The 15,137-nt window shown below is 73.0% G+C and carries 8 protein-coding genes; 4 read left to right on the forward strand and 4 right to left on the reverse strand.

The window, feature by feature from the left end; translation table 11 throughout:
• Positions 1-106 precede the first annotated feature (106 nt).
• On the reverse strand, positions 107-2,752 hold the full coding sequence (locus ACFW22_RS05380; RefSeq protein WP_386399175.1) for a BTAD domain-containing putative transcriptional regulator: 2,646 nt from the start codon (positions 2,750-2,752) through the stop codon (positions 107-109).
• Between the two features lie 772 nt (positions 2,753-3,524).
• Here ACFW22_RS05380 and ACFW22_RS05385 point away from each other — a divergent pair.
• Together ACFW22_RS05385 and ACFW22_RS05390 are read left to right on the forward strand one after the other, a co-directional pair.
• Complete coding sequence (locus ACFW22_RS05385) at positions 3,525-5,825, forward strand: S8 family serine peptidase (RefSeq protein WP_386399178.1); 2,301 nt, start codon at positions 3,525-3,527, stop codon at positions 5,823-5,825.
• Between the two features lie 346 nt (positions 5,826-6,171).
• A complete protein-coding gene (locus ACFW22_RS05390) occupies positions 6,172-8,973 on the forward strand; it encodes an AAA family ATPase (RefSeq protein ID WP_386399181.1) in 2,802 nt (933 codons plus the stop codon).
• Between the two features lie 36 nt (positions 8,974-9,009).
• On the opposite strand, the gene ACFW22_RS05395 is transcribed toward ACFW22_RS05390, so the two are convergent.
• On the reverse strand, positions 9,010-11,412 hold the full coding sequence (locus ACFW22_RS05395) for an ABC transporter permease (RefSeq protein ID WP_386399183.1): 2,403 nt from the start codon (positions 11,410-11,412) through the stop codon (positions 9,010-9,012).
• 5 nt (positions 11,413-11,417) lie between these two features.
• Complete coding sequence (locus ACFW22_RS05400; protein WP_386399186.1) at positions 11,418-12,188, reverse strand: ABC transporter ATP-binding protein; 771 nt, start codon at positions 12,186-12,188, stop codon at positions 11,418-11,420.
• Between the two features lie 152 nt (positions 12,189-12,340).
• Here ACFW22_RS05400 and ACFW22_RS05405 point away from each other — a divergent pair, with 152 nt between their 5' ends.
• Both ACFW22_RS05405 and ACFW22_RS05410 read left to right on the forward strand, forming a co-directional pair.
• Positions 12,341-13,558 carry a sensor histidine kinase gene (locus ACFW22_RS05405; protein ID WP_386399189.1) on the forward strand — a complete coding sequence of 406 codons (1,218 nt, stop codon included), beginning with the start codon at positions 12,341-12,343 and terminating at the stop codon, positions 13,556-13,558.
• Entirely contained in the window at positions 13,543-14,190 is a 648-nt protein-coding gene (locus tag ACFW22_RS05410; protein ID WP_386399192.1) for a response regulator, read from the forward strand. Before ACFW22_RS05405 ends, ACFW22_RS05410 begins: the two co-directional genes overlap by 16 nt.
• Before the next feature lie 60 nt (positions 14,191-14,250).
• On the opposite strand, the gene ACFW22_RS05415 is transcribed toward ACFW22_RS05410, so the two are convergent.
• Positions 14,251-14,838 (reverse strand): hypothetical protein, encoded by a 588-nt coding sequence (locus ACFW22_RS05415; RefSeq protein ID WP_386399194.1) that lies wholly within the window; start codon positions 14,836-14,838, stop codon positions 14,251-14,253.
• Between the last annotated feature and the right edge of the window lie 299 nt (positions 14,839-15,137).

Consider the following 15,137-nt stretch of genomic DNA (forward strand, 5'->3'; position numbering starts at 1 on the left):
CCGTTGACGCGGTCGGTCGGCGCGCGTCGGTCCGGCGCGCCGCAGCACCCGAACTCGGTGCTGCATACAGCTTCACGACCCGCGCTGCCGTCCTGCTTGCGCGCCGCTAACGATCCGCTGACAGCCGGGAGAGGTGTGCCGCCGCCCGGGCCGTCCCCTCGGCGTATCCGGCGGCTTCGGACGCGGCCATCGCCCGTTCCAGCTGGTCGGCGGCCTCTTCCAGGCGCCCCGTGCCGGCCAGTGCCTCCCCCCGCACGATCTGCAGCTGGGCCCGGACGACCACCGCGTCGGGAGGGGCCAACTCCCCCGCGCGCAGGGTGTGCGCGAGCGCCGCCCCGTACTCCTCCGTCTTCAGACAGTGGTCGGCCAGGTGCTGGAGGGTGAGCACCTGGGTGGAGGGGTGGCCGGTGCGGTCGGCCAGCGCGGCGGCGTGCAGCATCAGCAGGCCGGCCCGCTCGGACTCCCCGGTCGCGTCCAGCACGGCCGCGTGGTTGACGTGCGCGATCGCCTCGCTGATGGCGTCCCCGGCCCGGGCGGCCAGGTCCGGCGCCTTCTCCAGGTGGACGAGCGCCTCGGCGTCACGGCCCTCCTCGTGCAGGATCCAACCGAGCAGGGCGCGCGTGCGCGACTGCGCGTCGAGGTCGCCGACGGCCTCGGCGGAGGCCAGCCCGGCCTCCAGGAGCGGCGTCCAGCCGTCCCCGATGCGCATGAGCATCAGCGGCCACTGCACGAGCGCGAGGCGCCAGGCCCGGTCGTGCATGCCCAGGGCGGCTGCGACGGCCACGGCCCCCTCCAGGGCGGGGCGCTCGGCCGCATACCAGTCGAGGGCCGCCGTGCGGTCCTCGAACTCCCTGGTCGCAGCGGGCCGGCGGGCATCGGCCGGCAGCGCGTAACAGGGCTGCGAGCCCGGTTCGGCCGCGGCGTCGGCGGCCAGGCCCGTGTAGAGGTAGTGGTCCAGGAGCCGGGGCAGGCCCTCGGGGTCCGCCTGTGGAGCGAGGTGGCGGGCGTACAGGCGCACCAGGTCGTGCGGTGTCCAGCGGCCGGGTACGGCTTCGGTGAGCAGGTGGGCGGCGACGAGCCGGTCCAGGTCGACGGAGGTCTGCCCGGGCGTCGTGCCGGCGAGGGCACTGGCCGCGAAGCGGTCCAGGTCGGAGCCGGTGTGCAGGCCGAGCGCGCGGAACAGCCGGACCGCGGAGTCCGGGAGTTGCTGCACGGTGAGGTGCAGCGCGGCCGACACCCCGCGGTCCTCCACGTCGAGCAGCAACAACCTGTTCTGCTCGTCCTCGAGTTCGCTGACCATCGCGTCGAGCGTCCACTGCGGCCGTTCGGCGAGGCGGGCCGCCGTCACCCGCAGGGCGAGCGGCAGCCCGTCGCAGAGCCGGGCGAGACGCCCGGCTGCGGCGGGTTCGGCGGCGACCCGCTCCGCGCCGAGCACGCTGGCGAGGAGCTCCCGGGACGCGGGCGGCTGCAGGTGCCCGAGGGGCACGGGCGCGGCCGCGTCCGAGGCGACGAGGCCGCCGAGCCGGTCGCGGCTGGTGACGAGCGTCGCGCAGTGCTCGCCGCCGGGCAGCAGCGGCCGGACCTGCTCGGAGGAGCGGGCGTTGTCGAGGACGACGAGCAGCCGGCGGTCGGCGGTGAGGGAACGGAAGAGCGCACCGCGCGCGTCGACGGTCTCGGGCATCCGCTGCGGCGTGACGCCGAGGGCGAGCAGGAACTCCCGCAGGACGGCTGCGGTCTCGGGCGCCGGGGTGTCGCTGAAACCGCGGAGGTCGGCGAAGAGCCGCCCACCGGGGAAGTCGGCACGCCGCTCGTACGCCCAGTGGACCGCGAAGGCGGTCTTGCCGACGCCGGCGGGTCCGGTGACGAGACAGACGGGGCCGTCCCCGGCGCGGACCGCCCGGTCGAGCGCGGCCAGGTCGGCACCGCGCCCGGTGAAACCGCGCGGTGCCCGCGGCAGCCCCTCGGGGGTCGACGCCCGTGCACTGGCGGCGGGGCGGGGTGCGGGGGCGGGGGCGGCGGCGCGGAGCAGCGTCGCGTACGCATCGCTGAGCGTTTCGCCGGGGTCGACGCCCAGTTCCTCGGCGAGCAGCCGCCGGGTCCGGTGGTACCAGTCGATGGCGTCCGACTGACGGCCGGAGCGCGCCAGCGCGAGCATCAAGGCTGCCGCGAGGGATTCGCGCAGCGGGTGCGCGACGGCCTCGGTGCGGAGCACGGCAGCGGCCCTGCCGTGCTCGCCGAGCTCCCCGTACGCCCCGGCCAGCGCCTCCACCGATGCGAGGCGCATCTCCTCCAGGGCGCCGGCGGCGGCTTCCAGGGGCCTGCTGTGCACCGTGCCGGTGAGCGCGGGTCCCTGCCAGTACGAGAGCGCCTCCCGCAGCATCCGCACGGTGTCGGCGGGCCGGCGCTGCATCCCGGCGAGCCCGACGAGCTCCTCGAAGCGGTGCGCGTCCACGAGCGATTCGGGCATCCGCAGGACGTACGCCGACCCCTGGGTGGCGAGCTCGACGCCGTACGCCTCGGCACCGTGCTCGGCGAGCAGGGCCCGGAGCCGCGAGACGTGTCCCTGGAGGACGGTCTTGGCGTGGGTGGGCGGCTCCTCCTCCCACAGGGCTTCGATCAACTGGCCGGAGCTCACCGCGTTGTTGGGCCGCAGCAGCAACACGGCGAGCAGACTGGACCGCTTGGCGGGCCCCAGGGCCACGTCCCCGCCCTCCGTCACCAACGCAACGGAGCCGAGCAGCCGGAACTCCACCTGTGTACCTCCGCCGTTTCTCTCCCCCGTTTCCCCGTGGTCGAGGATACGGGGAACGGGTGGGGCCCCCGCACCCGCGACCGGTCCGGCCACGGCTCCGCCGCCTCCGAAAGGCCGTGGTCAGGGCGGTGCGGCCGTCCGTCGCACCGCATGCGGCGGTCGTCCCGGGGCGACCGGAAGAACGACCGGAAAGGGCCGGGGCACCACGTGCGCGCCCCGCCGGGAGGGGCCCCCGCCGCCGGGTCGCCACCGGACGAAAAGGCGTGGCTCCGGGCACGGCGGGTCGATCGGACTGCACGGATGAGCCGTCACCACCCCCGCCCCCGCCGTGGGTGACCCGCCCCGACAAAGGACCCGGAGGATCGACCTATGCCGTCCCGACACCCCGGGGAGATCGGCCACGACCACGTGGTCGGGCGCTACGTGACGAGGACGTACGGAGGCCTCCCGTGCGACTTCGCCAACGGCTGGACCCGCGCATGGGCGGACGTCGCCCGCTCGCCGGGGCCGCCCGGCCCTCAACCCCGTAGGCGGCGAAGACGAGGGTGCGGAGGAGCGAGCGGGCCTGGACCCGGTCGCGGTAGACGTCGAGGTCGTAGCCGCGGTCAGCGAAGACCGAGCGGGGCATGCAGGGGGTTTCCCTGATTCCTCCAAGGGGTCGCGTCCCTAGGGTGATCGGCACCGCTTCCCCTCCCGAAAGGCGGAGGCGGCCCTCCCCACCAACAGCTCGCAGGCACACGGTGCCGGGCACCAGAGATCCCGAGGTCTTGTCATGCGCAAGTCACCAATCCCTCCGGGGAGAACCCTGCAGGGTGTCCTCCTGTCGACCGCCGTCGCCACCGCCCTCGCGGTGACGACGGTCGGCGTGGCATCGCTGGCGTCGGCGGCCCCAGCCGACCCGGCGCCACGCAGCACCACCGCGATCCAGGGCCTCGACGCACCCGAGCGCATCGCCGACAGCTACATCGTGACCCTCAAGGACGGCCAGAACCCGGCGTCCAACGCCGACCGCCTCGCGAAGAAGCACAAGGGCAAGGTCGAGCACGTCTACCGCGAGGCGCTCCAGGGCTTCTCCCTCGCCATGAGCGAGAACGACGCCCGCGCGCTGGCCGCCGACCCGGCGGTCGCCCGCGTCGAGGCCAACCAGACCGTCAGCCTGATCGATCCCGCCGCCTCGACCCGGGGCAAGGGGAACGGCAACGGGAACGGCAACGGTCCCAAGCCCAAGCCGACCCCGACGGACCCGACCCCGGAGCCGACCCCGACGGACCCGACCCCGGACCCGACGCCCACCGACCCCACCCCGGACCCGACGCCCACCGACCCGACGCCGACGGACCCCACCCCGGACCCGACGCCGACCGACCCGACCCCGGACCCGACGCCGACCGACCCGACCCCCACCGACCCGGGTACCGGCCCCGGCCCCGGCGACACCCAGGCCAACCCGCCGTCCTGGGGACTGGACCGGATCGACCAGGCCGGCCTGCCGCTGGACTCCTCGTACGCGTACCCGGTCCTGGCCACCAACGTTCACGCCTACATCATCGACACCGGGATCCGGACCACCCACACCGACTTCGGTGGCCGCGCGAGTTGGGGCACCAACACCACCGGTGACGGAGTCGACTCCGACTGCCAGGGTCACGGCACCCATGTCGCGGGCACCGTCGGCGGCGCCGCGCACGGCGTCGCCAAGGGGGTGAACCTCGTCGCCGTCAAGGTGCTCAACTGCTCGGGCAGCGGAACGACCGCGGGTGTCATCGCGGGCATCGACTGGGTGACCGCCAACGCGGTCAAGCCCGCCGTGGCCAACATGAGCCTGGGTGGTACGTCCAGCGTGGCCATGAACGACGCCGTGGCCCGGTCGACGGCCGCAGGCATCAGCCACGCGGTCGCTGCGGGCAACGAGAACGCCGACGCTTGCGGAGTCTCGCCCGCTTCCGCCCCCTCGGCGATCACCGTCGGCGCCACGACCTCCAGCGACGCGCGCTCCTCCTTCTCCAACTTCGGCACCTGCCTGGACATCTTCGCGCCCGGCAGCGTGATCACCTCGGCCTGGAACACCAGTGACACGGCCACCAGCACGCTCAACGGGACCTCGATGGCGTCCCCCCACGTCGCGGGCAACGCCGCCCTGATCCTCGGGCAGAACCCCACCTGGACACCGCAGCAGGTCCGGGACGTCATGGTCAACGAGGCCACCACCGGCATCGTCACCTCGCCCGGAACGGGCTCGCCCAACAAGCTGCTGCGCACCACGGCGTCCAACGTCGCCAACGAGTTCTCGATGTCGCTGAGCTCCTCCTCGGGCGCCGTGACCGTCGGCCAGTCCGTCACCACCGACATCGCGACCACCATCGTGCGGGGTGAGGCCGAGAACATCGCGTTCACGACGCTGGGCATGCCGAGGGACGCCACGATCACCCTCAGCCCCGCATCGGTCACCGCGGGCGGCAGCTCGACCGTGACCATCGCCACCACCTCCGCCACCCCCAACGGCACCTACCCGATCACGATCATCGGCACCAGCCCCTCCGCCCGGCACGCCGTCTCCTACACGCTCGCCGTGAGCGGCGGCCCCTGTGACAAGGGCCAGAAGCTGGTCAACCCCGGCTTCGAGGACGGCGCCACCGGATGGACGGCCAGCCCCGAGTCCGTGATCACCGACGACACGACGACGTACGCCCCCCACACGGGCCAGTGGTACGCGTCGCTCAACGGCCGCGGCACCACGGGAACGGACAGGTTCTCCCAGAACGTCCGCATCCCCGCGGGCTGCGGGCCCGCCACGCTCAACTACTCGCTGCGCGTGGCCAGCATGGAGGGCAACACCCGGGCCTGGGACTTCCTCCGGGTCCAGGTGTGGTCCGAGGAAGGGACGCTGCTCGACACCCTGAAGACGCACACGAACATCGAGCAGTCGGCCGACTACGTCCGACACGGCGTCGACCTGTCGCCGTTCGCGGACCAGACCGTGATGATCCGCTTCATCGGCAGCGAGGACTCCAGCCTCCCGACCGCCTTCCTGGTCGACGACGTGACACTGGACGTCGCCGACTACCAGCCGTAAACCGGATCCGTCAGGAGCACCCCCGTCCCTGACGACCTCCCCGGCGGGGGGGGGGGGGGGGCCGCCGGCCCCCCCCCCCCCGGCGCGCCCCCCCCGCCGCCCCCCCCCCCCCCCCCCCGGGAGGACAAAAAACACCCCCCACCCCCCTATATAAACAATCTAAGTGTGGCGGGCAGCTTATGTTTTTAAAAACACACCCCCCCCGCCCCTCCCCACCCCCCCGGCGGCCGGGCCCCGTCCCCGGGGCCCCGCACGCCGGGCGTTCACCGGCCATTGCACCCCCCACCACCACTGGTTATGGTCAACCGGCAGACCTCCCGACGCCGGAACCAAGGGGGCGGGCCACATGATCGAACACGCCCTGAACTCGCTCAACGGGCCCGCGGACGGGCCGTTCCTCATCGGCAGGACGGAGCTGCTGGACTCCGTCGAGACGCGCACCGCAGCCGGACGGCGCGTGCTCCTCACCGGTCCGAGCGGCATCGGCAAGAGCTCCGTGCTCGATGCCCTGGCCGTGGCGGCCCGCCGTGCGGGCGGACGGGTGCTTCAGGTCACCGGTGCCGAGCACGACCGGTGGATGGCCGGCACGGCACTGGCCGATCTGCTGCGGCAGATCCCCCACCGCTTCGTCCGTCAGGTCCCGGAACGGCTGCGGGCATCCGTGGACGTCACGGCCCTGCGGGCGCACGGCGGCGCGACCCGGGGCGCCCCGGAGCCGCGCGAGAGCCGGCTGGCGTGGCAGGCCCTGCTCGAACGCCTCGCCGCCGAAGAGCCGGTGCTGCTGCTCCTCGACAACGCCCAGTGGATCGACACGACCTCTTCCGACGTCCTCGCCTACGCCATCCGCCGCGTGAGGGGCGACCGGTTCCGCGTGGTCGCCGCCGCCCGCCCGGGGCCACGGGTCCTCCCGGACACCGAGGAAATCCCCGTACCGCCGCTCACTCCCGCGGAATCGGCAGAGCTCCTGGCGGAGTACGCGCTGCACGAGCGTGTCGCCAACAAGCTGCACGCCGACTCCGGGGGCAACCCGTTCCTGGCGTTGGCGCTCGCCGGAGCCTTCGGCGACCGGCTTCCGGGGGGCCGTCGCCCGGTACCGCTGCCCCCCTTGCTGCACCGGCTGATCGCCGACCGGCTCGGCCTGCTGCCCGCGCAGGCGCGGACGACCGTCCTGACGGCCGCCCTGGCAGGCCGACCCACCGTCGACCTGCTGCGCAGGGCAGGGCGCGAACACGCCGATGTGGTGGCCGCCGCCGCGGCGGGACTGCTCCTGGACGACGACGGCACGATCCGCTTCACGCCGCCGACGGTCGCCGGTGTCGTGGCGGACCTGGCGTCGGCAGCCGAACGGGGGCGCGCGCACCTCACCCTGGCCTCCGTGGTCAGTGACGCCGCCAGTCGGGTCCGGCACCGGGCCCTGGCTTCGTCGAGTCCCGACGCCGCCCTCACCCGCTCGTTGGTGACCGCCGCCGAGACCGCCTGCCGCAACGGGGCCCGCGCCCTGGGAGCCGAACTGTACCTACTGGCCGCCGACCGCACCCCGGCCGACCGCGACGCCGAACGGCTGGAGTGGCTGGTCTGCGCCGCGGAAGTGGGGGCTGCGGGCGCCCTGCCGGACATCGTCCACCGGGCCGCGGACGCCGTGCTGGCCGCCGACGCGCACCCCTCCCAACGGGTTCGGGTGCGGCAGGCGCTGATCGACCTCTCCGGCCAGGCCCTCGCGGGAATGGACGAGGTGTTCGCCGGTGCCCTCGTGGACGCCGGGGACGACCCGGCGCTGTTGGCTCCGGTGCGGTTGCGCCTGTCATGGGCGGCGATGGTCAAGGGCATGCACGAGGCCAGCGGCGTGGAGGCCGCGACCGCCGCCGTGCTGGCCCGTACGGCAGGGGACGCCACGACCGAGGCGATCGCCCTGACGATGCAGGCCGTCTCCGCCAGGGTCACCGGTCGCCCGGCCGAGTCCGAGCGGGCGCTCACCGCCGCCCTGGCCCTGCCGGACGTGGCGCCCCCCGGGCTGCTGCACGTGACGCCGCGGTTCAACGCGGCCCGCTTCGCGTTCTTCGACGACCGGCTCGTCGAGGCGCGCACCGACCTGCTCCGCATGCTCGCCCAGGTCGAACGCGGTCTGGACGACGAACTGGTGGTGGTGCTGCGTTCCGTGGCGGAGACGTCGGCCCGGATGGGGCGGTGCGGCGAAGCACTCGACTTCGCCGACCGCGCCGTGCGCGTCGTACGGGAACTCGGTACGAGCCCGGGGCCGGCTTGGTACAGCCTCGCGGTGGCCGAGCTGGCCGGAGGCTGCCTGGAGCGCGCGACGTCCTTCGCCGAGCATTCCGTCCGTGCTTCGGAGCAGGAGCAGGACACCATCTTCCTGGGGCGCGGCCTGCACGTGCTCGGACAGGCCCTGATGCGTTCCGGCGACGTCCCGCGCGGCACGGCGATGCTTGAGCGGGTGCGCGAGGCGGAGCGCACGCACGGACTGCAGGCCCCCGTGGTCCTGCGGTGGCACGCCGACCTCGCCACCGGGCTGGCCCGCCTCGGCAGACTGCGGGAAGCGTCGGAACTGATCGCCGAAACGCGCACCGAACTGGCCCGGGACGTCGCCGATCCGTCCGCCTGTGCCGTGACCTTCCAACTGCACAGGGCACAGGCCGTGCTCCAGGCGTCCGAAGGCGACCCGGACCGAGCGATCGCGCTGCTGGGCGAGGCCGAGCGCGGCTTCTCGATGCTTGCCCAGCCGCTCGAACAGGGGGAATGCCTGCTCGTCAGAAGCGCGATCGAGCGCCGGAGGCGGCGGTCCGCGCCCGCCCGACAGGCCGCCTCCGCAGCGCTGGCGCTGTTCACCGACTGCACCGCCCTCCCCTGGCGGCAGCAGGCGGCCGACGCCCTCGAACGCTGCGGCACCGGCCGCCCGGGCGAGTCGCGCACCGACGACCGGGCCGCACCGGTGCGTCGGCTCTTCGAGTCCCTGACGCCCGCGGAGGGACAGATCGCGGCGCTCGTGGGCGAGGGCGCCAGCAACCGCGAGGTGGCGGCGCGCATGTTCCTGAGCGCCAAGACCGTCGAGAACCACCTGACCCGCGTGTACCGCAAGCTCGGTGTCCGCTCGCGGACCCAGCTCGGCTCACTGCTGCACGCGGCGCGCGAGTGAGGGCGCCGCGCTCCGGTCCCTCGCCCCCTGGGAGCCTTACGCCGCCTGCCGCCTGAGCGTCTTCGCCGTGACCGCGATCCCCGCGAGCACGGCCGCCGCCAGCGTGCCGATGACTGCGGTGACGACGGAGCCGGAGTTCAGGTGCAGGCTCACGTCCGAGGAGGTGGCCTCGGACAGGCCCGCCGCCATGCCGGCCAGCGGGGGCAGCGTGACCAGGACGCCGAGGGCGGCGCCGATGACGACCACCAGGGTGGTTTCGCCGGCCGAGGTGAACAGGAGCTGGCGGACGGTGCCGCCGGCCGACTTCATCACCGCGAAGTCGCGGCGCCGGCCGTGGGCCGCCATGGCCATGCTGTTGGCGACGGCGATCACGCTGTAGCCGACGGCGATGACGATCAGCATCGTGGCGAGGGAGTCGGTGAGCTCGGCGTCGGTGTTGTAATCGGCCAGGGCGAACGCGGCGGCGTCGTGCAGCATCACCCCGGGCACCGCGGCCGAGGCCTCGGCGTCGGCGGGGACGAAGACGTCGTCGGTGAGCGCGGCCGGGTCGTGGGCGCGGACCAGGTCACGGGCGACCACGAAGTCGCCGCGGGCCGGGTCGTCGGGCAGCACCTGGGCGACGGTGAGCGTGACGGTCGCGCCGTCCGCGAACCGGACGGGGACTTCCTGGCCCTGCTTCAGGCCCAGCTCGCCGGCCGTCCTCTTGCCGAGGACCGCCTGTCCCTGCTTGTTCCACTTCGGGTCCCGGCTGCCCAGGACGTCCAGGACGGTGGCCGCACCGGCGCCCTCGCCGTCCTGCGCCCTCTCCGCCCCGACGAACGCGCGGGTCGGCAGGGCGGCCTTGCCGACCGGGTTGGCGGCGACGACCTCGTCGGTGTTGCCCGGGGTGCCGTCCGGCGTGACGATCGTCTGGCCTGCGACCTTCAGTGCCTCACCGGCCGGGTAGGCGACCCTCATCGTCTCGACCATGCCGCTGAGCAGCACCGCGAAGCCGACGGCGGCGATGACCGGTGCCACCAGGGAGGCGGCGCGGCGCGGGTTGGCGACCAGTTCGGCCCGGACCAGGACCGGAGTGGCCCTGCCGCTGCGCTGGAACGGGGCGGTCAGGAGCCGTCCGACGGGTCCGACGAAGACGGGAGCCAGCAGGGCCGCCGCGACGATCAGCGTCATGGTGGCGAAGATCCCCGTGTTGATGCGGCTGTCGGCGGTGGTCGTGGCGGTGCCGATGGCGAGCAGGACACCGAGGCCGAGGACGGACAGGCCCGCGATCCAGCGACCGCGCCCCCTGCCCTTGTTGGCCGAGCGGCTGTCGAGCAGTGCCTCGATCGGGGCGACCTCGGTGGCCTTGCGGCCCGCGCTCCAGGCGCCGATCACGCTGACGCCGATGCCGATCACGGAGGCCACCAGCAGCGGCCAGGCGGCGATGCCGATCTGCATGCCGGGCGGGGTGACGTCCAGGCCCTTGAGGGTCGAGAGCAGCAGCGGCGTCGCGGCCACGCCGGCCACGCAGCCCACGACCGAGCCGGCCAGGCCGACCACGGCGGCCTCACCGAGGATCATGCGGCGTATCTGCTTCGGCGAGGCGCCGATGGTGCGCAGGAGGCCGATCTCGCGGCGGCGCATGCCGGTCGACAGGACCAGCATGGAGGCCACCACGAACACCGTGGTGAACAGGCCCAGCAGGGCCATGGCGCTGATCAGTTGGACGCCGAGGAAGCGCTTGTGCTCGATGTACGCGGGCTGCAGCTCGGCCCGTCCGTCACCGGAGACCACGCTGCCGTGGTCTCCGACGACCTTCTTCGCCACAGCGACGACGGCACCGGTGTCGGCGCCCTCGTCGGGGATCAGGGCGATGGTGGAGACACCGGGCTGCTGCCCGGCGGCGAACTCCTCGCTGAAGTAGTAGCCAGGACCGTCCACCGTGCCGACGACCTTGAACTGCTTTCGGCCCTGCGTGGTGTTGACGGTGAGTTCGCTGCCGACCGTCGCACCGAGGGCGCGGTCGACGACGACCTCGTCCGTCGTGGCGGGAGCCCGCCCGGAGACCAGCTCGTACGGTGCCATCTGCGTGCTGGAGAAGCCGTGCCCGGACTCCAGGGCGCCCTCGTCGGTGACGGGCTCGCCGTCCCTGATCGCCTGGGCGTAGAAGGAGCGGTCCACCACCGCGTCGGCCACGCCCGGGACCTTCTCCAGGCCGGAAACCAGTGGCTCGGCCTCGGACGCGTTCCAGGGCATCCGGTCCTCGGGGCTGCCGTCGGTGTCGACGGCCTGCGGCGGCAGGGCAAGGGCCGCGGTGCCTTCGTAGCGCGGCTGGACCTTGGCCTTGGCGGAGTCGTAGATGACCAGGGTGGTGGTGATCAGGGCCACGCCGACCAGGACGGCGACGAAGGCGCCGAGGAAGCCGGACCGGCGTTCACGGACGTTCGCGAGAATCAGCATGTCTCTCAGGCCTCCAGCCGGGCCATGTGGGTGGCGATCGCGGCGGCGTTGTTCACACCGGCCTGGCGGTCGAGCGAGATGCGGTCGGCGGTGCGACCGTCCTTGAGGAAGATGACGACGTCGGCGTGGGCCGCGGCCACCGGGTCGTGGGTGACCATCAGGGTGGTCTGGCCCTCCTGGTCCACCAGCATCCGCATCATCCGCAGCACCTCGCGCGAGGTGACGGTGTCCAGGGCGCCGGTCGGCTCGTCCGCGAAGAGGACGTCGGGGCGGGTGACGAGGGCACGGGCGAGGGCGACGCGCTGCTGCTGACCGCCGGAGAGCTCACTGGGGCGGTGTCCGGCGCGCTCTGCGAGTCCCACGGAGGCGAGCGCCTGCTCGACCTGCTCGCGGCTGACCTTGCGGCCGGCGAACCGGGACGGGAGCTCCACGTTCTGCGCGGCCGTCAGGGACTCGACCAGGTTGAAGGCCTGGAAGACGAACCCGACGTGCTTGCGGCGCAGTTCGGTGCGCTCCTTCTCGTTCTGCCGGCCGATGTCCGCACCCGCGAGGACGATCTTCCCCTCGGAAGGCCGTTCGAGGCCGGCCGCGCACTGCAGCAGGGTCGACTTGCCGGAACCGGAGGGGCCCATGATCGCGCTGAAGGTGCCGCGGGGGAAGCCGAGGGAGACACCGTCCAGAGCGGTGACCTGTCGTCCGCCGGTGCCGTGCACCTTGCGGAGGCCGTGGAGTTCGACCGCGTTCTGTGCGGGGGTGCTGCGGCTCGTCGTCGTCATGCATCGATCTCACCGTGCGGGGGTGGTCGGGGCACTGGCCCGCTCTCTACTCCTCAGGTAGAGCCAGCTCTACCCCCACGCCCCGGACGGCCCGGCGCGGGGACTCCGATGCCGCGGGGATCCGGTGGAGATCTCCTGGGTACGTTGATCGCATGCAACCCACGACGGCCTGGCAGGCCATGGCTCAGCACCCCCTGAGCTTTCTGACCTCCAGCTGGCCCTGGCGGTCCCTCGGGTATCTGACCGGCGGCGTCCTGGTCGGTGCCGCGGCGGTCCTCGTCTTCGCGCTCGGCCTGGCGGCGGGCGTGGCCCTGCTCGTCGTGCTGATCGGCGTGGCACCGTTGGTCGGCCTCGTCCTCGCCTCCACCGTGGTGGCCACGGTGGAGCGCCGGCGGTTGCGCCTGGTGGACCTCGACCGGCTGGCCGACCCGCACCGCAAGCCGGACTCCCCGGGGCTGCGCGGCTGGGTGGCCACCCGGCTCAAGGAGCAGGCCACTTGGCGGGAGCTGGTGTTCACGCTGCTGTCGGCGGCGGCCCTGTGGTGGCTCGACCTCCTGGTGCTCGGCTTCTCCTTCGGGGTGCCGGCCACGCTGATCGCCGCGACGTCCGCGGAGACCTGGCCGTGGACGGTGTTCGCCGTGATCGTGCTGCTCTCCTCGCCGTACGCGGTGACCTCGTGGGCCGGCGCCCGCGCCGTCATGGCCCGTACGTTCCTCGCTCCCCGGGACAAGGAACTGGGCGAGGAGCTGCGCGAGGTGCGCGCTTCGCAGTCGCGCCTGCTGGACTCCTTCGACGCCGAGCGGGTGCGGATCGAGCGTGACCTGCACGACGGGGCCCAGCAGCACCTCGTGTCCTTGGGCATGGTCCTGGGCCTCATGCGCCTGGACGTCGAGGAGGGCTCCACACAGGACGAACTGCTCACCAAGGCCGAGAACCAACTCTCCACTGCACAACAGGAGTTGCGTGCTCTGATCCGGGGCCTCAACCCGCCGGTCCTCGCCGACCACGGACTCGTCGCGGCGATCGAGGACTACGCGGGCCGCTTTCCCATCCCGGTGGCCGTGGACCTGAAGCTGCCCCAGCGGCTGCCCAGAAAACTAGAGACGACGATGTACTACTTGATCAACGAGGCCATGACGAACGTCGCCAAGCACAGCGGCGCCACGACCGCGCACGTCCACGGTCGCTACCATTCCGACCTGTTCACCCTCGACATCACGGACGACGGCCGGGGCGGACTCGACCCCGCGGGCAGCGGCGTGACCGGCCTCGCGGACCGGGTCGCCGCTCTCGACGGCCGGATGCGGGTGTCGAGTCCGATCGGTGGCCCCACCCTGGTGCACGTGGAGGTCCCGTGTCGCTTCGCCTGATCGTGGCCGAGGACGCCGTACTGCTGCGCGAAGGCCTCGTCGGGCTGCTGGAACGGGTCGGCCACCACGTGGTGGCGGCCGTCGGCGATGCCGACGCCCTGGTCGAGGCGGTCCGCGCCGACCGGCCCGACCTGATCGTCACGGACGTCCGGATGCCTCCGTCGCTCGGCGACGACGGACTGCGCGCCTCGGTCGAGTTGCGCACGGCTTTCCCCGGACTGCCCGTGCTCGTGCTCAGCCAGTACGTGGAGAGGTCCTACGCGCTGCGCCTGCTGGACTCGGGCGGCGGCGCAGGGGTGGGCTACCTGCTCAAGGAACGGGTGGGCGCGGTGGCGGACTTCACCTCCGCGATCGAGCGGGTCGCCGCCGGCGGGACCGTGGTGGACCCCGAGGTCATCCAGCAGTTGGTCCGGCTGCACCAGGACCCGCTGGAGCGGCTCAGCGCCCGCGAGCGCGAGGTGCTCGCGCTGGTCGCGGAGGGCCGCAGCAACGCGAGCCTGGCCAAGCACCTGTTCATCAGCGAGGCGGCCGTGAACAAGCACATCGGCAACATCTTCAGCAAGCTGGACCTGCCGGTGGGCACGGAGGGGCACCGCCGGGTGCTCGCGGTGCTGGCGTATCTGCGGGCGTGAGCGCCGGCACCGTGCGGGAGCAGCGCGGCTCGTTGTGCACGGTCCACGGTCAGCTGACGGTCAGGCGGTGCAGCCGTACTTCCTGGCGAGCTTGGTGGCGGCTTCCCGCACGACGGCCGCGTTGTTGCGGATCTCGGGGGCGTCCGGGTCGACGAGGTCCTTCTCCTCCTCTTCCCCCTTCTTCGAGGGCGCTATGAACGTCACCGTGATGTTCGGCGCCGTCGAGCCCATGCGGGCGGCACAACCGGCGGGCAGGTTGGCCTCGGCCTTGTCGGGAAGCACCCAGCCGGTGAAGCCGGGGCCAAGGGGGACGGCGTTCTTGGGCCTGTAGTGAGGGTCGTTCCGGTTGTCATCGATGATCAGGGTGTAGACCCCTCGGGGGTAGTCGCTGTCCGCATCGGCGCGCTGCACGTGGCACCCCTTGAACACCGCGTAATCGGTGCTCTTGCCCTTGCTCTCCCACTCCTCCGTGCTGACCTCGCCCCCCTTCCCGTCGTCGATCAGTTCCGCCGTCTGCCGGCTGAGCGCCCCGTGACACAGCGTCTGCGGCAGCGGCGGCCTCTCGCCTTCAGGCCAGAAGCTCGCCGTCACGACGGCCACCCCGGCGGCGCCGAGCACGACCGTCAGCGGCAGCCACTTCTTGTCCATCGGTTACTGTCCCCTCCCCTTGTCGGCGCCCCCCATGCCGGTCTGGCACCACTGCGCGGCGATCGCCCGGAGGCGGTCCTCGTACTCGCCGGGGCTCGCGTCCGGCGCCACTCGCTTCGCGGTACGAACAACGGTACGGAGAGCAGTCCGGACAGTGTCACAGACGACTGACGGACCAGCGTGGTCGTCCATCGTCGGGGCGCGCCTCCGCCGGGATCATCGGTCGTGGCGTGCGGCGGCGAGCACGGCGGTGACGGGCGAGCACCCACCGGTCAAGGAAATCGTCATGGGCAGGGTCA

It is taken from the genome of Streptomyces sp. NPDC058872 (assembly GCF_042743065.1).
Classification (GTDB): Bacteria; Actinomycetota; Actinomycetes; order Streptomycetales; family Streptomycetaceae; genus Streptomyces.

Bases quoted from the DNA above. Each gene is read 5' to 3' on its own strand.
- ACFW22_RS05390 (WP_386399181.1), top strand. From the start codon at position 6,172: ATGATCGAACACGCCCTGAACTCGCTCAACGGGCCCGCGGACGGGCCG.
- ACFW22_RS05385 (WP_386399178.1), top strand. From the start codon at position 3,525: ATGCGCAAGTCACCAATCCCTCCGGGGAGAACCCTGCAGGGTGTCCTC.
- ACFW22_RS05395 (WP_386399183.1), bottom strand. From the start codon at position 11,412: ATGCTGATTCTCGCGAACGTCCGTGAACGCCGGTCCGGCTTCCTCGGC.
- ACFW22_RS05415 (WP_386399194.1), bottom strand. From the start codon at position 14,838: ATGGACAAGAAGTGGCTGCCGCTGACGGTCGTGCTCGGCGCCGCCGGG.
- ACFW22_RS05400 (WP_386399186.1), bottom strand. From the start codon at position 12,188: ATGACGACGACGAGCCGCAGCACCCCCGCACAGAACGCGGTCGAACTC.
- ACFW22_RS05405 (WP_386399189.1), top strand. From the start codon at position 12,341: ATGCAACCCACGACGGCCTGGCAGGCCATGGCTCAGCACCCCCTGAGC.